The 18,410-nt window shown below is 61.9% G+C and carries 20 protein-coding genes; 16 read left to right on the forward strand and 4 right to left on the reverse strand.

All coding sequences use genetic code 11. From position 1 onward, the window contains the following. Positions 1-586 precede the first annotated feature (586 nt). The 3 genes from ACLGGT_RS02560 (at position 587) to ACLGGT_RS02570 (ending at position 3,733) form a co-directional block, all read left to right on the forward strand. Positions 587-1,222 carry a LuxR C-terminal-related transcriptional regulator gene (locus tag ACLGGT_RS02560; protein ID WP_437194975.1) on the forward strand — a complete coding sequence of 212 codons (636 nt, stop codon included), beginning with the start codon at positions 587-589 and terminating at the stop codon, positions 1,220-1,222. Between the two features lie 212 nt (positions 1,223-1,434). Then, positions 1,435-1,722, forward strand: a complete 288-nt coding sequence (locus tag ACLGGT_RS02565; RefSeq protein ID WP_437194976.1) for a hypothetical protein — start codon at positions 1,435-1,437, stop codon at positions 1,720-1,722. Between the two features lie 1,393 nt (positions 1,723-3,115). Next, complete coding sequence (locus tag ACLGGT_RS02570) at positions 3,116-3,733, forward strand: chloramphenicol acetyltransferase (RefSeq protein ID WP_257898151.1); 618 nt, start codon at positions 3,116-3,118, stop codon at positions 3,731-3,733. Between the two features lie 127 nt (positions 3,734-3,860). On the opposite strand, the gene phnF is transcribed toward ACLGGT_RS02570, so the two are convergent. Next, entirely contained in the window at positions 3,861-4,580 is a 720-nt protein-coding gene (phnF, locus tag ACLGGT_RS02575) for a phosphonate metabolism transcriptional regulator PhnF (RefSeq protein ID WP_008279061.1), read from the reverse strand. A gap of 102 nt (positions 4,581-4,682) precedes the next feature. Here phnF and phnG point away from each other — a divergent pair, with 102 nt between their 5' ends. The 9 genes from phnG to phnN are packed head-to-tail and all read left to right on the forward strand — an operon-like array spanning position 4,683 to position 11,276. Further along, on the forward strand, positions 4,683-5,126 hold the full coding sequence (phnG, locus tag ACLGGT_RS02580) for a phosphonate C-P lyase system protein PhnG (RefSeq protein WP_437194977.1): 444 nt from the start codon (positions 4,683-4,685) through the stop codon (positions 5,124-5,126). Next, positions 5,126-5,695 (forward strand): phosphonate C-P lyase system protein PhnH, encoded by a 570-nt coding sequence (gene phnH / locus ACLGGT_RS02585; protein WP_437194978.1) that lies wholly within the window; start codon positions 5,126-5,128, stop codon positions 5,693-5,695. Before phnG ends, phnH begins: the two co-directional genes overlap by 1 nt. Beyond that, positions 5,696-6,784: a carbon-phosphorus lyase complex subunit PhnI gene (locus ACLGGT_RS02590; RefSeq protein ID WP_437194979.1), complete on the forward strand. Its 1,089-nt coding sequence runs from the start codon at positions 5,696-5,698 to the stop codon at positions 6,782-6,784. Between the two features lie 31 nt (positions 6,785-6,815). Then, positions 6,816-7,418 carry an HAD family hydrolase gene (locus tag ACLGGT_RS02595; RefSeq protein WP_437194980.1) on the forward strand — a complete coding sequence of 201 codons (603 nt, stop codon included), beginning with the start codon at positions 6,816-6,818 and terminating at the stop codon, positions 7,416-7,418. Continuing rightward, entirely contained in the window at positions 7,415-8,284 is an 870-nt protein-coding gene (locus ACLGGT_RS02600; protein ID WP_437194981.1) for an alpha-D-ribose 1-methylphosphonate 5-phosphate C-P-lyase PhnJ, read from the forward strand. The genes ACLGGT_RS02595 and ACLGGT_RS02600 overlap by 4 nt, the downstream gene beginning before the upstream one ends. Then, positions 8,281-9,051 (forward strand): phosphonate C-P lyase system protein PhnK, encoded by a 771-nt coding sequence (gene phnK / locus ACLGGT_RS02605; RefSeq protein WP_008279067.1) that lies wholly within the window; start codon positions 8,281-8,283, stop codon positions 9,049-9,051. Before ACLGGT_RS02600 ends, phnK begins: the two co-directional genes overlap by 4 nt. 21 nt (positions 9,052-9,072) lie before the next feature. Next, complete coding sequence (locus tag ACLGGT_RS02610) at positions 9,073-10,029, forward strand: magnesium transporter CorA family protein (protein ID WP_081506812.1); 957 nt, start codon at positions 9,073-9,075, stop codon at positions 10,027-10,029. 18 nt (positions 10,030-10,047) lie between these two features. Further along, positions 10,048-10,731: a phosphonate C-P lyase system protein PhnL gene (gene phnL / locus ACLGGT_RS02615; protein ID WP_437194982.1), complete on the forward strand. Its 684-nt coding sequence runs from the start codon at positions 10,048-10,050 to the stop codon at positions 10,729-10,731. Next, positions 10,728-11,276 carry a phosphonate metabolism protein/1,5-bisphosphokinase (PRPP-forming) PhnN gene (gene phnN / locus ACLGGT_RS02620; RefSeq protein ID WP_437194983.1) on the forward strand — a complete coding sequence of 183 codons (549 nt, stop codon included), beginning with the start codon at positions 10,728-10,730 and terminating at the stop codon, positions 11,274-11,276. The genes phnL and phnN overlap by 4 nt, the downstream gene beginning before the upstream one ends. On the opposite strand, the gene ACLGGT_RS02625 is transcribed toward phnN, so the two are convergent. After that, the gene (locus ACLGGT_RS02625) at positions 11,258-11,944 is read right to left on the reverse strand and encodes a DUF1045 domain-containing protein (RefSeq protein ID WP_437194984.1); all 687 of its coding nucleotides are present in this window, start codon (positions 11,942-11,944) and stop codon (positions 11,258-11,260) included. The two genes, phnN and ACLGGT_RS02625, sit on opposite strands and share 19 nt — an antisense overlap. Positions 11,945-11,994: 50 nt before the next feature. Between ACLGGT_RS02625 and ACLGGT_RS02630 the strand changes: the two genes are divergently transcribed. From ACLGGT_RS02630 to ACLGGT_RS02640, 3 genes are all read left to right on the forward strand, one after another. Beyond that, the gene (locus ACLGGT_RS02630) at positions 11,995-13,137 is read left to right on the forward strand and encodes an alpha-D-ribose 1-methylphosphonate 5-triphosphate diphosphatase (protein ID WP_437194985.1); all 1,143 of its coding nucleotides are present in this window, start codon (positions 11,995-11,997) and stop codon (positions 13,135-13,137) included. Between the two features lie 72 nt (positions 13,138-13,209). Beyond that, positions 13,210-13,908 (forward strand): fumarylacetoacetate hydrolase family protein, encoded by a 699-nt coding sequence (locus tag ACLGGT_RS02635; RefSeq protein ID WP_437194986.1) that lies wholly within the window; start codon positions 13,210-13,212, stop codon positions 13,906-13,908. 5 nt (positions 13,909-13,913) lie between these two features. Then, complete coding sequence (locus ACLGGT_RS02640) at positions 13,914-14,876, forward strand: SLAC1 anion channel family protein (protein ID WP_437194987.1); 963 nt, start codon at positions 13,914-13,916, stop codon at positions 14,874-14,876. A 38-nt stretch (positions 14,877-14,914) separates the two neighbouring features. Here the strand turns inward: ACLGGT_RS02640 and ACLGGT_RS02645 are convergent, their stop codons facing one another. After that, on the reverse strand, positions 14,915-16,603 hold the full coding sequence (locus tag ACLGGT_RS02645) for an acyl-CoA dehydrogenase family protein (protein ID WP_437194989.1): 1,689 nt from the start codon (positions 16,601-16,603) through the stop codon (positions 14,915-14,917). 165 nt (positions 16,604-16,768) lie between these two features. Here ACLGGT_RS02645 and ACLGGT_RS02650 point away from each other — a divergent pair, with 165 nt between their 5' ends. Next, complete coding sequence (locus ACLGGT_RS02650; RefSeq protein WP_037296912.1) at positions 16,769-17,554, forward strand: sulfite exporter TauE/SafE family protein; 786 nt, start codon at positions 16,769-16,771, stop codon at positions 17,552-17,554. A gap of 116 nt (positions 17,555-17,670) precedes the next feature. Here ACLGGT_RS02650 and recO read toward each other — a convergent pair whose 3' ends face one another. After that, positions 17,671-18,405: a DNA repair protein RecO gene (gene recO / locus ACLGGT_RS02655; protein WP_437194990.1), complete on the reverse strand. Its 735-nt coding sequence runs from the start codon at positions 18,403-18,405 to the stop codon at positions 17,671-17,673. Positions 18,406-18,410 lie beyond the last annotated feature (5 nt).

Raw genomic sequence — 18,410 nt, forward strand, 5'->3', positions numbered from 1 at the left:
TCTAACCTCGTGGTTCAAAAAGACATGAGATGCTGTGCTGACGGATGCAGCCTCAACCTGAGTAATGCCAGTGTGGCGGCCCCATCAGGAGTCCAGGGGTCTGGACATTTGCTGTCCTGTGGTCCGGGGTCAGACCCAGACTTAGGTCTAAAAAATGCATGCTAAGTGATGTTAAAATGCTCTGGATTGATTTTGCCTAAATGTCTTGCACTTTAGGGATGAATTCTGATCCTTTGCCTTACGACGAATCGTTTACCGTCGCTTCCTCGTGCGCCTCGGGAATAGCCCCCGCGAACCAAGGCAAACCGCACCCTGAATCTATGCGTCAACGAACCGCGTGCATCAGCACGGGCCGTGATCTGATGTTGCGCATGTGCTAGACAGTTTCAGCACCCAGCACCCGTGAATGGCTGGGATTGCCAGAAATATCCAAGGCGTGCGGAGGTTGCATTCAAATAAAGCAGGCCAATGCCGATGTTGTTTTCATTTTGGAAACGCATTGTTCGCAGCAAGAGCGAAACTTTGCCGCCCCTTCTCTCGTGTCATCTGTTGGAAGAACAATTGTGCAACTGGGGAGTTGGATTAAATGACGAAGGCGCGCGTAATCTTGGTTGATGACCATCCGATTGTGCTTGCAGGTTTGCAGGAGCTTGTGGGTCAATTGGCTGGATATGAAGTTGTGGGGACTGGCCATACGGCGAACGACGCTCTGAAGCTATCGGTTTTGACAAAGCCAGATCTGGTGATCATGGATCTGAACATGAATGGGGATGTAATTGCTACCATCGATGAAATAACCTCGGAAGATGACGCACCAGCAGTCATCGTCTTCACCGCCAGCGATCAGGTCGCAGATTGCAACGCCGTCATGTCGCATGGTGCAAAGGCCTATGTAGTAAAAGGCAGCAGCGGCAATGAAATCTTTCAGGCACTTGATGTTGTTGCAAATGGCAAGGAATTCATTTCCAACGAGTTGGCCGCACGCATGGTTCGGGAAATGCGCCACACACCTGATAAAGCTGATCCTGAAGTGCGCCTGACGTTCCGTGAAGAACAGATTGTGCGTCAACTGATGGCTGGTGCCTCAAACAAAACGATTGCCACTCACCTCAAAATATCTGAGAAAACCGTGAAATACTACATGAGCCAAATCATGCAGAAATTTTCGGTACAAAGTCGGCTTCAAGTCGTTGTCGCGGCCCAAAGCCATTTGGTTTCCTGATCTGTTACCCTCAGCCTGAGGCCTCGCAGACAATGCTCGTTTGCGGAACTCAGGGTGGGCGTTTCAACCTGCTCGCCGACAGCGCTGGGATCAAGGTCCTTGGCGCTGTCGAATGGCACGACCGAAAGCATTGAATTCAAAGCAAACCTCTGATTTTGTTCTCGAACGGTTTACCAGAAAACCGTGAGAGAAGGCGAAAGGTCAATCTTGTCATGGACGCGGCTCTGATGATGTGGGCGCCCTCAGATGGCACCGGTGTGCAACAGTGGGTTCTCAAAAATTCACAAAAAAGGACAGGCACATCGACGTTTATCAAGATAGGGATCGACCTCGTGAAGGCTGTTTTTCAAGTCCATAGGGCTGATGCTCCGAGCAGTGCCGTATTGCTTCATAACTTTAATTGGGATCAGGTGCTGCCGGCCATCAGCCCACCGTCACGCTGCGTTGTTGCGATTGAAGTGAGCCGCTCCGAGTTTGTCGGAGACAATCAACTCAGGTAACGATGAGGGTTGCGACAAAAAGCGAACTGGCAAATCGCTACTCGCCCAATGTCCACACTTATGTCGTCTGCATGGTTATTGAACATCAGGGTTCTGACAGAAGCAGGCAGGCGCGTTCGCGGCCGTTGCACCCAAAATCCACCATATCCCCGAAACCTTGCACGATTGGGTCAAAGAGGCCGAGAAAGACAACGGCCTGCACGTCGGTACACGTCCGAAGACCGGGACCGGATCAAAGCCCTAGAGCGCGAGATGCGCTAGGTGAGCAAGGTTCTCTACACAGCAAGCGCGTGTTTTACGCAGGCGTAACTATAACACCCACTGAAGCCATGATCGGCTTCCTTGAAGAGTTCGGCTCGATGCTGCGTCTAGAAACCAAACAGATCTCAGATGAAAACTACAAGATCTATGGGGTCTGTAAGGCGTGTCAGCAGCTAAAGCGAGAATGCTGTACGCTTGCGTTCTGCACCCTGGAGCGCCTTATGGCTCAAATTGGCATCCGTGGGGCCGTGTGCGGTAAAGCTGTCAATACCACGATCCCTTATTCGGCAGCCCTCTGTCCGCACGAGAAGGTGAACCACGTGTTCTTAGCACCAGCTCCAACTTTCTCCGAGTCATCGATTTTACCTATGTGTCTAAGTGGCAGGGCTTTGTCGATGTAACCTAAATCATGGACACATTCGTCGATCGTATCGTCGGATAGCGGTGTCAAAGCCGGGTTGAAAACCCCCAGAATTGCCGAAGTGAACTTCCCCACTTGCACGGTAACGGTGATCAGCACCTCTGTCTTTGGTTTTGACTAGTCGCCCGCGCCACTTTGGCGGCGGTAGAGGGGTGATGGGTGCGTTTGCACGACCATTCACATTTCGCAGGCGACTTGGCTGTTCTTGTATGTCTCCGGCTCCTCGACGCGGTGCTAGGGCGCGGGTCGGTCGCGCAATCCGTCCGGGGGATAATCCGGCGGACGGATTGCGGTGTGATCGTTGCCTTCGTTCTCATCGCTCCTTTGCCCCCTGTCAACCATGCGTTTAATAAACGGTACAACCTTCTAGCCGGTGGGGTCATGAACATCAGGGCTCTAGCATCGTACAAAGCCGCAGAAGTAAATGAATAGGGCGTGTAAAATTTAACTATTCTAAGGTTCCTAACAGATACGTAGGCAGAATGCCCTTGATTTGCCAAGAGTTTGGAAGGGTTGCTCGCTATCTAAACAGCCCTGTTGTAGGTTACACTGAGTTGATGTGACGATAAAACCCCTGCGCAAAGGTGCAATAGGAAATGTGGGTAAAATTGAGGATAAACTACTTGTAGAATCCGCATCACTTTGAAAAATATGAACTATTTCTCTTGACAATACTCCCGCCGGAGGCCCGAAACCCTTATGGAGCGCGCGATGCCCCGATTGCAGGCCGACAAGGCCCTGATCCACCCGGACTGCGACATCACCGATTGCGAATTCGGCATCTATACCGAGGTCGGGCGCGGCAGCCGCCTCGCGCATGTGGCGATGGGGGATTACTCCTATTGCGACCGATCCTGCGATCTCGCCAATACAGAGATCGGCAAATTCGCCAATATCGCCAGCTTTGTGCGCGTGGGGGCCACGGATCATCCGCTCGACCGCGCCAGCCTGCACCACTTTCTCTATCGCTCTGCCAGCTATTGGGAGGATGCGCCCGACGATGTGCTTTGGTTCGACAAACGCCGCGCGCGGCTGGCGCGGATTGGCCATGACACCTGGATCGGCCACAATGCGCAGGTCAAGCCCGAGATCACCGTGGGCCACGGGGCGGTTATCGCCGCCGGGGCTGTGGTAACGCATGACGTAGCCCCCTATATGATCGTCGCAGGCGTGCCCGCCCAGCCGCTGCGCCCGCGCCTTGCCCCCGCTCTGGCCGACCGCATGATGGCTCTGGCGTGGTGGGAGTGGGATCACGCCCGCCTGCGGGAAAACCTAGATGATTTTCGCAGCCTGAGCGCCGAGGCCTTTCTTGAAAAGCACGGCGGCTGACCGCAAGAAAAAGGCGGCCACAACGGGCCGCCCTTGAGATGCTTAAATCATGGATGAAAAAGGCAGCTGATCTATACATCGCTGATAGGCCCGCGATGTGACAGCGCCGTGACATCGGGGCAGGTGTTCAAGCATCCGCCAGGGTCAGCGTGATCCGGTCCCCGGCAAACCATGTGCGGCCATATTCGATAGGCTGCCCCTCGGGATCGACATTGACCGCAATCGTGCGCAGGATCGGCGCACCCGGGCTGAGATGCAGATGCACCGCCTGCATCGGGCTGGCCAGTTTCGCAGTGAGCCGCGTTGAGGCGCGGGTGAAATCCGCAACCCCTTGCTCTGCCAGCGCCGCCGTCACCGATCTGAGCCGCCGCAGCGCCTCGGGCAGGCCGGGAAACCGCGCCGCCGGAAAGCTGCTGCGAAACACCGCCACCGGCACGCCATCGGCCAGCGACAGCCCGTCACAGACATGCACCATGGCCCCGGGCGCAAGCCTGAGCGCCTCGGCCTCGGCGGCATCGGCGCTGCGGGTCTCAAGCGCCAAGATCTCTTTGGTTGGCAACCGCCCGGCCGCTTGCAAATTCTGGTGAAACCGCACCCGCCGACCAATCGGATACTCGGTCGGGCGATGCGCCACGAACGCCCCGGCCCCGCGCCGGGCAAAGATCACCCCCGCCTCGGCCAAAACCGCGAGCGCCCGCCGCACCGTATGGCGATTGACGCCAAACCGCGTGGCCAGAACCGCCTCGGTCGGCAGCTTGTCACCGGGGCCATAGCGCCCTGCCGCGATGTCACGGCTCAGACTGTCGTGGATCGCCCGCCAGAGGGCATCGGGTTTTTCTCGGGGCATGTCACATAAGTTTCATTGTGGACTGGCTTGCTAGGGAGGCGCGTTTGGCGTATAGATTTGTCTAGTTGTATAGTAATACCGACAACTTCACAAGGTGTCCACATGAGCAAAGAAACCGAGCGCAAGGGCTGGATGGGTCTTTTGGCGCGCACCCCCGCCGAGGATGTGCAAACGCTCTTGTCTGACACGGGGCTATCCCCTGATTACGCCTATCTGCGTGCGCCCGAGGTGGGCGGCGTCATGGTGCGGGGCCGCGCCGGGGCCACGGGGGGCGCCTTCAACCTTGGTGAAATGACCGTCACCCGCTGCGCCTTGCAACTGGGCGATGGCCGCGTTGGCCACGGCTATGTGCAGGGCCGCGACAAGCGCCACGCCACGCAGGCCGCGCTGATTGACGCGCTGATGCAGGGGGCCGAGGCCGGGCTGATCCGCGACCGCGTTCTGGCCCCTTTGGCAGAGGCCGAGACCACCCGCCGCAGCGCCCGCGCCGCCCGCGCCGCAGCGACCAAGGTCGATTTCTTCACTCTTGTGCGCGGAGAGGATTAATGCAGACCGAAGCCCTGACCGGCGGCTTTGCCGCAGCCCCCACCGAGGCCGCCCTGGCCTTTCGCGCGGTGATGCGCGCCATGGCCCGTCCCGGCACCATTGAGCAGATCATGGGCGCAGAGCCGCCACCGCCCCTATCGCCCGCGGCAGGCGCGGTGCTCTTGACGCTCTGTGATCCTGAAACGCCACTCTATCTGGCGGGGGCGGTTGATACCCCAATGGTGCGCGACTGGATCACCTTTCACACCGGCGCATCGCTGGTGGACCGCCCCCGCGCCATGTTCGCGCTCGGGCCTTGGTCTGCCCTTCTACCGCTGGCCGATTATCCCATCGGCACGGCCGAATACCCCGACCGCGCAACCACCCTGATCGTCGAGATGGCGCAGCTCACGCACACCGGCGCACGCCTGACCGGGCCGGGGATTGCAACCACCGCCGCGCTCTCGCTGCCCGACATGGCCGCATTTCAGCGCAACGCCGCACAGTTTCCGCTGGGGCTCGATTTTCTCTTCACCTCTGGTCATCACCTCGCGGCGCTGCCGCGCTCAACCCGTGTGGAGGGCCAATAGATGTATGTCGCAGTCAAAGGCGGCGAACGCGCCATCGACAACGCCCATGCTTGGCTGGCCGAGGAACGGCGCGGCGATACCGCCATTGCCGAACTCAGCGTGGCGCAAATCCGCGAACAGCTCAGCCTCGCCGTCAACCGCGTCATGGCCGAAGGCTCGCTCTATGATCCCGACCTTGCCGCGCTCGCCATCAAACAGGCGCGCGGCGATCTGATCGAGGCGATCTTTCTCATCCGCGCCTATCGCACCACCCTGCCCCGCTTTGGCGCGTCGCATCCGGTGAATACCGCCGTAATGCGCTGTGATCGGCGCATCTCGGCCACGTTCAAGGACGCGCCGGGCGGGCAGGTGTTGGGGCCGACGTTTGACTACACCCACCGCTTGCTGGATTTCAAACTCGCGGCAGAGGGCGAGACGCCGCAAGCGCCCACAGCCACGCCCACCCCCGGCCCCACGCCGCATATCATGGGCTATCTCGACCGCGAGGGGTTGATCCAGCAGGAACACCCGAGCGATACCACGCCCCCCGACCTCACCCGCGAACCGATGCAACTGCCTGCAGACCGCGCGCTGCGGCTTCAGGCGCTGACGCGCGGCGATGAGGGGTTTATCCTGTCGCTCGCCTATTCCACCCAGCGCGGCTATGCCCGCAACCACGCCTTTGTCGGGGAACTCAGGATCGGCGCTGTCGCCGTGGAAATGGATATCCCCGAACTGGGCTTTGCGATTGAGCTGGGCGAGATCACCCTCACCGAATGCGAAACCGTCAACCAGTTCAAAGGCTCCAAAACCGAGCCCCCGCAATTCACGCGCGGCTATGGGCTGGTCTTTGGCCAGACCGAGCGCAAGGCCATCGCCATGGCACTGGTGGACCGCGCGCTGCGTTGGAAAGAATTGGGCGAAGAGGATCAAGGCGCACCCGCGCAGGACGAGGAATTCGTCCTCATGCATGCCGACAACATTCAGGCCACCGGCTTTCTCGAACATATCAAGCTGCCGCATTACGTCGATTTCCAGTCCGAACTGGAACTGGTGCGCAAACTCCGCCGCGAGGCCGAGGGCGCGGCGCATCGGGAGGCGGCGGAATGAGTATTTTTGCCATAAAGAAGCAGGCCCGCCCATGACCCTCATTGTCTTTGACATCGGCAATGTTCTCTTGCGCTGGGATCCGCAGGCCGCCTTTCGCCATGCCATCGGCAGCGACGCCGAGATTGATGCGCTGCTGGCCGAGGTCGGATTCTACGACTGGAACTATGAGCAGGACCGGGGCCGGAACCGGGCCGAGGCGGTGGCAGCAATTGCCGCCCACTGGCCGGAGCATGCCGATCTGATGGACGGCTATTTCGACCGCTTCGGCCTGACCATCCAGACCCGCATCCAAGGGTCATGGGACATCGCCACCACGCTCAAGGATAGCGGCCACCGCCTCTGGGCGCTTACGAATTTTTCGGCCGACACATGGCCGCAAGCGCAGCGCCTGCATCCCGACCTGAACACGCTGTTCGAGGGCATCGTCGTGTCGGGGCACGAGCGCATGGTCAAACCCGACCGCGAGATTTTCGACCTCCTCTGCACCCGCGCCGATGCCGCGCCCGAGGCGTGTTATTTCATCGACGACACCGCCAGCAATGTCACCGGCGCCCGCGCCGCAGGCTGGCAGGCGCATCACTTTACCGGGCCAGAGGCCCTCAATGCCGACCTGCGCGACCGGGGGCTATTATGAGCGATTACAACTTTGCCTATCTCGATGAGCAGACCAAGCGCATGATCCGCCGCGCCATTCTCAAGGCGCTGGCGATCCCCGGCTATCAGGTGCCCTTTGCCAGCCGCGAAATGCCGATGCCCTATGGCTGGGGCACGGGCGGGGTGCAGGTCTCTGCCGCCTGCCTCACGCCGAATGACACGTTCAAAGTGATTGATCAGGGCGCGGATGACACCACAAACGCCGTCTCGATCCGCAAATTCTTTGAGAAAACCGCGCAGGTCGCCACCACTGAGGAAACCGCCCGCGCCAGCCTCATCCAGACTCGCCACCGCATCCCCGAGGAACCGCTGACCGAGGATCAGATCCTTGTCTACCAAGTACCGATCCCCGAACCGCTGCGCTTTCTCGAACCCTCCGAGGTGGAAACCCGCAAGATGCACGCGCTCGAGGAATATGGCCTCATGCATGTTAAACTCTATGAGGATATCAGCCAACACGGGGCCATCGCCACCGCCTATGCCTATCCGGTCAAGGTCGAGGGGCGCTATGTCATGGACCCTTCGCCGATCCCCAAATTCGATAACCCGAAGCTGAACATGGCCGCGATCCAGCTTTTCGGCGCAGGGCGCGAACAGCGTATCTATGCCCTGCCGCCCTATACCCAAGTTATCAGTCTCGATTTCGAAGATCACCCGTTCGAGGCCACCAAGGCCGATCACGATTGCGACCTCTGCGGCGCATCCCACAGCTATCTCGACGAGGTCATCATGGATGACGCGGGCGGGCGCATGTTTGTCTGCTCCGACACCGATTATTGCCGCGCGCGCCGCGCAGGCGGCCATATCGGGGCGCAGGGCGCACCCTATGAGGAGGCCACGGTATGACCCCCCTTTTGCAAGTGCGCGATCTTGCCAAATTCTACGGGCCGCGGCGCGGCTGTGACGGTGTCAGCTTTGATCTTTACCCCGGCGAGGTGATGGGCATCGTGGGCGAGAGCGGATCAGGCAAATCGACGCTGCTCAGTTGCCTTGCCGGGCATCTGCCCCCCGACCGGGGCGAGGTGATCTTTGACACGCACGGCCACGGCCCCCGCGACACGCTGCATATGTCCGAACCCGAACGGCGGATGCTGATGCGCACCGATTGGGCTTTTGTCCATCAGCACGCCCGCGACGGGCTGCGCATGGGGGTCTCGGCGGGCGGCAATGTCGGCGAACGGCTGATGGCCGTGGGCGCGCGCCATTACGGGGATATCCGCGATCAGGCGATTGACTGGCTGGGCCGGGTCGAAATTGCCGCCGACCGGGTGGATGACAAGCCACAGGCGTTCTCGGGGGGCATGCAGCAACGCCTGCAAATCGCCCGCAACCTCGTGACCGGCCCGCGCTTGGTGTTCATGGATGAACCCACCGGCGGGCTTGATGTCAGCGTTCAGGCGCGGCTTCTTGATCTTTTGCGCGGGCTGGTGCGCGAAATGGGTCTATCGGCCATTATCGTCACCCATGATCTGGCGGTGGTGCGATTGCTCGCCGACCGGTTGATGGTGATGAAAGATGGCTTTGTGGTCGAAGACGGGCTGACCGATCAGGTGCTGGATGATCCGCAACACGGCTATACGCAACTGCTTGTTTCCAGCGTATTGCAGGTCTGACGTCATGGGCAGGAGCAGAGCATGATCACCTATTACGCCAAGCACGAGACCGGGTTGCATCAGGTGCCAGACCTTGGCGATGCCCCCGTCCTCTGGATCGACATGCTCAGCCCCGACCCGCAGGAATTGGCGCAAATGTCGGGGCGTCTTGGCATCGCCCTGCCCAGCCGCGAGGATCAGGACGAAATCGAACAATCCTCCCGCCTCTATCTCGAAGAGGGCGTGCCGGTGATGACCGCCCTCTTGCCCGCGCGCAACGACGCGGGCGAAACCATCGTCGGCCCGGTGTCTTTCGTGCTCATGGCCGACCGGCTGGTGACACTGCGCCACCACGCCCCGCGCCCCTTTACCACCTATCCCGACAAGGCGGGGAAATCCTCGCATGGCTGCGCCACGGTCGAGGCGGTGCTGATCGGCCTGATCGAGGAAATCATCGACCGGCTTGCCGATATCATCGAACAGGCTGGCCGCGACATCGACGCGCTCTCCAAACGCATCTTTGGCGACAAACCCCTTAATACCGCGGCCTATCGCACCGCGCTCCGCGACATCGGCCAAGCTGACGGGCGCGTCATGCAAATCCGCGAGAGCCTGATGACACTGGAGCGGCTTTTGGGCTTTGTCGTGCCGGTGATCGACACCCGGCGCGGGGCCAAACCCCTGCGCGGCGCGCTCAAATCGCAATATCGCGACGTGCGCACGATCACCGAACAGGCAGGCTATCTGCAACAGAAAACCGCCTTCATGCTGGATGCGGCCCTTGGCCTCATCACCATCGAACAGAACGCCATCATCAAGATTTTCTCGGTGGCGGCGGTGGCCTTTCTGCCGCCCACGCTGGTGGCCTCGATCTACGGCATGAATTTCGAGGTGATGCCAGAACTGTCCTGGCCCTTCGGCTATCCGATGGCGCTCGGGCTTATGGCGCTGTCCGCATTGGTGCCGCTCTGGATATTCCGCCGCCGCGGCTGGCTTTAACCCTATCGGAGACCCGCAATGATCGAGATCGACAGCCTGAGCAAAAGCTTTACCCTGCATAATCAGGGCGGCGCGGTGATCCCCGTGATGGCCGGCGCGCATCTGCATGTCGCCGCCGGTGAGTGCGTGGCGCTGACCGGCTCTTCGGGCGCGGGCAAATCTACGCTTATGCGGATGATCTATGGCAATTACCGCGCCAATGCGGGGCGGATCATGGTCGGCGACACCGATGTCGCCCGCGCCGAACCGCGCGAGATCATCCAGTTGCGCCGTCATACTCTGGGCTATGTCAGCCAGTTCCTGCGCGTCGTGCCGCGCGTGCCCACCCGCGATGTGGTGGCCGAACCGCTCTTGATCCTTGGCAGCGCGCCCGATGCGGCCCGCGCCCGCGCCGAGGCGCTGCTTGACCGCCTCAATATCCCCGAACGGCTCTGGTCACTCAGCCCCACGACATTCTCGGGCGGCGAGCAACAACGCGTCAATATCGCGCGCGGTTTTGCGCATCCCTTTCCCGCCCTGCTGCTGGATGAACCCACCGCCAGCCTTGACGCCACCAACCGCGAGGTGGTGCTGACCCTCATCGAAGAGGCCAAGGCGCGCGGCGCGGCCATTGTGGGCATCTTCCACGACGAGGCCGCGCGCGCCCGTGTCTGCGACCGCGAGGTGGATGTGACCGCCTTCACCCCGGCGCGCGCCGCATGACACCTGGCCGCCTCATCGCCGTGGTCGGCCCTTCGGGCGTGGGCAAGGACACGCTGATGCGCGCCATGATCGCAGAGCATCGGGGCCTGCGCCGTGCCCGCCGCGTCATCACCCGCCCCCCAGACCCCGAGGGCGAAGGCCATGAGGCGGTCAGCGACACCGAATTCGACGCCCGCCTCAAAGAGGGCGGCTTTGCCCTGCATTGGCGCGCGCACGGCCTGCGCTACGGGGTGCCGGTGGGCATCTGCCTTGATCTCGCGGCAGGGCGCGACCTCTTGGTCAATCTCTCGCGGGGCGTTCTGGCACAGGCGCAGGCGCGGTTTCAGCCCTTTGTCATCCTGCACCTGACCGCCACACCGCAGGTGCTGGCATCCCGCCTTGTGGCGCGCGGGCGTGAAACCTCGCAGGATATTCGCGAACGCCTGACCGGCGCGGATATGGCCCTGCCCGAGGGCGTAGGCCCGGTCATCACGCTTGACACCGACGCGCCCCTGCCCCGACTGACCAAGTCGGCGCTGAAATCCGTCTATGCGGTGAGGGTCTGACGGTGCAGCAGATGAAACCGCCCCGCCTCATCCTCGCCCATCAGCGACAGCGCGTCGATGACATAGGGCTGCGGCACCAGCGGCCCCAATCGCGCCTCCAGCGCGGCCTTGATCGGCGCCAACTCTGCCTTGGGCCGCTTGCCGGTCAGGGTGATATGAAACCGGAACTCCTCCATCACATAGGGATAGCCCCAGCGCAGCAGATGCGCGTCTTGCGCAGGCGTCAGGCCCCCTGCCCGCCGTCGCGCCAATTGCGCCTCGGTCAAGGGCGCGCGCCACGGTTCGAACGCCTCCACGGCGCGCGATGCCAACCCGTTCAAGGCGCTCTGATCCCCCCACAGTACCAGCGCCAGAAACCGGCCCAACCCCGCGATCTGCACCCCCTCCAGCGTGACCGCCGCCTCGCCTGCGCAAAACCGCTCGAACGCCGCAATGAGCCCCGCCTCTCCCTCCCCCTCGGCCAAGCCAAAGGGCGGCTTGATCGTGGCATGCAGCCCGTATTTGCGCGGGGTCTCGGTGATCTCCGCCACGGGCGCGGGCAACCCCGGCACCTCGGGATGCGCCACGGCACAACCCTGCGCGCTATCCCATCCCAACCACGCCGCACCAAAGGCGGCAAATTCCCCCTCGGGGGGCGTGACATAAATCGCGTAGCGGTGAAAATCCATGAGGTCTCTCGTCGGGTTGCCGTGACGTGCCAAGAAAGCGTGACATCCAAATGACAGAAGACATCATTCTCGCCAATGCCCTCCTCATTCTGCCAACCGAGGTGATCCCCGGCGCGCTGCAGATCAAGGGCGGTAAAATCACCGCTCTCGACAGCGGCACAGCCCTGCCACCCGGTGCGGTGGATTGCGAAGGTGATTACCTTGCCCCCGGCCTGATCGAGCTGCACACCGATAATCTGGAGCGGCACATCCAACCCCGCCCCAAGGTGGATTGGCCGCATCACGCCGCCATCCTCGCCCATGACGCGGAACTGGCCAGCGTCGGCATCACCACCGTCTTTGACGCGATGCGCGTGGGGTCGATCCCCACCGGCGTCGGGCGCTACAGCAAATACGCGCGCGGTCTCGCCAACGAACTCCTCAGCCTGCGCGCCGAGGAAGCGCTCAAGATCAGCCATTTCCTGCATCTGCGCGCCGAGGTCTGTTCCGAAACACTGGAAGAAGAGATGGAACAATTCGGCCCATCGGACCGCGTCGGCATCGTCAGCCTGATGGACCATACGCCGGGTCAGCGCCAATTCCGCGACCTGACCAAACTCGAAGAATACATGAAGGGCAAACACGCCCTCACGGATGCGGAATTCGCCGAACACGTGGCCCAGCTCAAGGCGCTGCGCGCCGCGCATGGCGACCGCCACGAGGCCGCCGCCGTGGCCCATGCCGCCCGCTATGGCGCGGTGCTGGCCAGCCATGACGACACCACCGCCGAACAGGTGGCGGTGTCCGGCGGCTACGGCATCCGGCTTGCCGAGTTTCCCACCACGGTCGAGGCCGCACGCACCTGCCACGCCCATGATATCGCGGTCATCATGGGCGCGCCCAACCTCATCCGGGGCGGATCACACTCTGGCAATGTCGCGGCGGGGGAATTGGCCGATCTGGGCTATCTCGATATCCTCTCGTCCGATTACGTGCCCTCCGCGCTGCTTTTAGGGGCTGTGCAACTGGGCGCGCGGTGGGGCGATATGGCGCGCGGCCTTGCCACCGTCACCGCCAATCCCGCCCGCGCCGTGGGCCTCTCGGATCGCGGCCAACTGGCGGTAAACGCCCGCGCCGACCTCATCCGCTTTCGCCTGCGCAGCGGCGCGCCGGCGCTGCGCGGTGTCTGGTCGCAAGGGGCCCGCGTCGCCTGAGGCCTGCTTTGACAACCGTCGAATCGGGGCGCATAACGGGCGCGAATTCAATCGCTTGCGCCGGAGGCCCCGATGACCCAACCGCTCTTCACCCTGCCCAGCCCCCCTCTAGTGCCGATCACCGGCACGGATCAGGGCTATCCGGTGCAGCGCATCTTCTGCGTCGGGCGCAACTACGCCGCCCATGCGCTCGAAATGGGCAATGAGGTGGACCGCGAAGCGCCGTTCTACTTCAACAAGGCCCCTCAAACCCTCTGCCTCAGCGGGTCCAGCATCCCCTATCCGCTCGAAACCTCGGATTGCCACCACGAGATGGAATTCGTCGTGGCGCTCAGCGCCCCCGCCTTTCGCGTCAGCGCAGCCGAGGCGATGAACACCGTCTACGGCTATGCCTGCGGCATCGACCTCACCCGCCGCGACCTGCAAGGCGTGGCCAAGGAAAAGCGCCGCCCCTGGGATATCGGCAAGGATTTCGAAAACGCCTCGATCATCGCCCCCCTCACCCCCAAGGCCGCGTTTGGCGACATTGGCGATCAAGCCATTCGTCTCTCTGTGGACGGGCGCATCACACAAGAGGCGACGCTGGCCGATATGATCTGGTCCGTGCCCGAAATCATCGCCCATCTGTCGCGCTTTTATCACCTCGCCCCCGGCGACCTGATCTATACCGGCACGCCGGCGGGCGTTGGCCCCGTGCTGCCCGGTAATGTGCTCTTGGGCGAGATTGACGGTCTTGCCCCGCTCACCCTTACCATCACCGCCGCAGAGTAAACCCGATGACAAACCCGGCCCAAGGCCGTCTGCAATATGTGCCCGTGACGCTGTTTACCATCGTCATGGGGCTTTGCGGCTTTACCCTCGCGCTTCGCGCGGGCGAAGAGGCCCTCGGCCTCACCCACGCACTGTCATGGGCGGCGCATGGGCTGACCATGGCGGTCTTTGCCGCCGTGACGCTTGGCTATCTCGCCAAGGCGATCCGCCACCCCGCAGCGGTCGTCGCCGAATGGAGTCACCCCGTGAAACTTGCCTTCTTTCCGGCAATTTCCATCGCACTGGTGCTAATGTCCATCGTCATGCTCGCCCCCGCGCCGGGTATTGCGCATGTGCTATGGCTCATCGCCGTGCCGATGCAGCTGATCCTGACCCTCGCCGTCGTCAGTGGCTGGATCAGCGCGCGCGCGTTCCAACACGGGCACCTCTCACCGGCATGGTTCATCCCGGCGGTGGGCAATGTGATCGTGGCAATCGCGGGCGTGCCCCTTGGCTACCCGGAAATAAGCTGGTTCTTCACCAGCGGCGGCCTCGTCTTCTGGATCGTCCTGCTGACGCTGGTGATGAACCGGCTGATTTTTCACGATCCCCTGCCCGAACGCCTGCAACCCTCGCTGGTGATCCTGATCGCCCCGCCTTCGGTCGGGTTTCTTGCTTGGGTCGAACTGGTGGGCGGCGTCGATCCTTTTGCCCATGTGCTGCTCAATTGCGCCTATCTTTTTACGCTCATCGTCGCGGTACAATTGCCCAAGCTCTTGAAATTGCAATTCTCCTTGGCCTTCTGGGCGCTCAGCTTTCCCATGGCAGGCGTGACCATCGCCAGTTTCACCTATGCACGTGAAAGCGGCTCTGCCGCCCACCGCCTGATCGGCCTTGCCCTCTTGGTGGCCCTCTGCGTGATCATCGCGGGCCTGCTCTGGCGCACGCTCAAGGCCCTGCGCGCGGGTGCGATCTTTCAGCCGGATTGACAGGGCCGGGGCTCACTCACACGAACCCCGGCTTATTCTCACCCCAACAACCGCCGTGCGATCACCTGCGCCTGAATCTCTGCCGCGCCCTCAAAGATATTGAGAATCCGCGCATCACAGAGAATCCGGCTGATCGTGTATTCCAGAGCAAAGCCATTGCCGCCATGGATCTGCAACCCGTTGTCGGCGGCGGCCCAGGCCACGCGCGCGCCGAGCAGCTTGGCCATCCCTGCCTCAAGATCGCACCGCCGCCCGTGATCCTTTTCCCACGCCGAGAAATAGGTCAGTTGCCGCGCCACCATGATCTCGACCGCCATCATCGCAAGCTTGCCCGACACACGCGGAAACTCGATCAGCGCGCGGCCAAACTGCTTGCGGTCCTGTGCGTATTTCATCGCCACATCCAGCGCCGATTGCGCCACACCCACAGCGCGGGCGGCAGTCTGAATGCGCGCAGATTCAAACGTCTCCATCAACTGCTTGAATCCCTTGCCCTCTTCGCCGCCCAGCAGGTTCTCGCCCTTCACACGGAAATTATCAAAGCCAAGCTCGTATTCCTTCATGCCGCGATAGCCCAATACCTCGATCTCACCGCCGGTCATGCCGGGGGTCGGGAACGGGGCCTCATCGGTGCCGGGGGTTTTCTCGGCCAGAAACATCGACAGCCCCCGGTGATCGGTGGTGTCGGGCACGGTACGCGCCAGCAGCGTCATCACATGGGTGCGCGCGGCATGGGTGATCCAGGTCTTGTTGCCCGTCACCTTCCAATCGCCATTCTCATCCTTGACAGCACGGGTGCGCAGACTGCCCAGATCCGATCCGGTGTTGGGTTCCGTGAACACGGCCGTCGGCAGGATTTCGGCACTGGCGAGCTTTGGCAGCCAATGGGCCTTTTGCTCCTCCGTGCCGCCACAAAGGATCAATTCGGCGGCAATCTCAGACCGGGTGCCAAGGGACCCAACCCCGATATAGCCCCGGCTCAACTCCTCCGACACCACCACCATCGACGCCTTGCTCAGGCCGAAACCACCGAAGTCCTCGGGAATGGTCAGGCCAAACACACCCATTTCCGCCAGTTCCTCGATGATCTCTATCGGGATAAGTTCATCCTTGAGGTGCCACTCATGCGCATGCGGCTCGACCTTCTCGACCGAGAACCGCCGGAATTGCGCGCGGATCATCTCCAGCTCTTCCTCAAGGCCACTGCGCCCCACCGTGATCTCTGCCGACCGCTCTTGCATCAGCTCGACCAACCGGCTGCGCGCCACTTGGGTATTGCCCGCCTGCATCAGCATCGTGGCGGCAGGGTCCATCAACAGATGCGCATCATCCGGGCCAAGGCCCAGATCCTGAAGGCGCACCATTTCGCCCTGATTCATCTGAATGCCGCCTGCGATCTGGCTCAGATATTCGCCAAAGGCGATTTGCAGGATCAGTTGCTCGACCTCGCCAAACTCGCCTTTTTCGTCCAGCCGCACCGCCCAAAGCTGCATCTGGCGCAGCGCCTCGACATAGGTCGCAAGCCACGCCAGCCCATGCGCTGCGGTCTGATTGGCCTCAATCGCAGCCCCCGAAACCCGGCCATCCACCGTCACCAGCGCGCGAACAGCGCCCGTGGCTCGCTCCAACAGCGCCTCGGCGGGCGCCAGCGCCACGCCGGTCAGGGCCAGCAAATCGCCCAGAATGATCGGTTGTGCCATCGCCAGATCCTGTCCGTCATGTGCCATGAATCGCATCCTTTTCCTAATCTCGTGCCTTTTATCCATTATGCAGGTGCAGCGCAACTATTATGCTTTTTGTCGCAGGGTTTTGATCTAAAATTGCGCGTTGATTTTTTGCAGCGCAGCGCTATCGCCATGGTCAGCCGCCCGAACGCCATGATAAGAGGCGAAATGGACGCATTTTTCGACATAAGCCCACTCTGGAATCCGCTTTGGGGTTGGGCCATGGCCTTTACCGTGGCGCTCTGCGCGGGCATGGTCAAGGGCGTAGTGGGCTTTGCCATGCCCACGGTAATGATCGCGGGGCTCAGCACGATGATGCCCCCCGAATTGGCACTGGCCGGGCTGATATTGCCAACATTGGCCACAAACCTCTGGCAGGCGCTCCGCCAAGGCACGCGCGCCGCCATCGCCTCGATTGCGCATTTCCGGGTGTTCCTCATTGCGGGCGGTCTGGTCATGGTTTGCGCGGCGCAACTGGTGCCGGTGCTGCCGCCCTCGGTGATGCTGCTCTTTATCGGCCCGCTGATCACGCTCTACGCCGCCTCGACCCTGCTGGGACGCGGTTTGCGCCTGCCCCCGGAACCGGGGATCAAGGGCGAGGCGGGCATGGGGGCGCTCGCCGGTCTTTTTGGCGGCCTCTCCGGCATCTGGGGCCCGCCCACCGTCGCCATGCTGATCGCGCGCGGCACCGAGAAAACCGAACAGATGCGCGTGCAGGGCGTGATCTACGGTCTGGGCGCGCTGGTGCTGCTTGGCGCACATATCGGCTCGGGCGTGTTGCGCGCCGAAACCCTGCCGCTCTCGGCGGCGATGGTCGTCCCGGCGCTCCTCGGCATCTGGATCGGCTTTCGCCTTCAGGACCGGTTCGATCAGGCCACCTTTCGCAAGATCACGCTCTGGGTGCTGCTGATTGCCGGGCTCAATCTCATCCGGCGCGGGGTGATGCTGCTTTAACACCCGTCCCGGGCTTGACCCGGGACCTCGCCACGGCGGGTTGGAGGCCGGGGCGATGTAACAGGCCCGGGACCTTACAAAATCGAGGCTCAAACCTTACAAAGCTTACACACGGCTCAACCCCGCGCCACCTCAGCCGCGAACCGCGCCACATAGCGCGCCCGTGCCTCGGGCAGCGCGCGGTTGCCCAATTGCGGCGCAAGGTGGTTTTTCAGGAAATGTCCCGTTACTTCAAACCCTTGCAGGATTTCCGTATCCGGTGCCGGGCCGTGCCCCATCAGGCAGGGCGGCAACGGCAACAACCGGTTTGCCCATTCGCCCGCCCCCGCGCGCGACACAGCCCGCCCGGTCTTTGGCGATACGTAACTGAGATCATTGGCCTTTTCGCCCAAAACCGCACAACGCCGCAGATCAAGACCAAAGCCCATCTCTTCCAACAGCGCCATTTCCCAATTGAGATAGGCCAACGTCCAAATCTCGGGTTGGTCCAAAATATCAAGCAGAATCAATGTCTTGCGGTATAGCTCCGCATGCGCCTCACGCTCGGGCAGCACAAACAGCAACAGCGCACAGACCGCATTCAACCCCGCCAGCGCCATCCGGTCGCCCATGGTCCAAGCCCTTGATTTCAAAGGCTCAACCCGGAATGTGCCGATATGATCCTCTAGCCGCGCGCGCCATTCCAGATCAAGTTGCGCGCCCGGTTGCAACACAGGGGCCATTTTGCGCGACGCACCGCCGCGCACCACCCCCGCATGTCGCCCCCGCTCCGGCGTAAAAACCTCAATGATTACAGAGCTTTCCCCATGTCGGCGGCTGTTCAGAAGAATACCCTGATCGCGCCAATCCATCGGCC

Origin of the sequence: Roseovarius sp. MS2 (assembly GCF_051447875.1) — a bacterium.
GTDB classification, from domain to species: domain Bacteria; phylum Pseudomonadota; class Alphaproteobacteria; order Rhodobacterales; family Rhodobacteraceae; genus Roseovarius; species Roseovarius mucosus_A.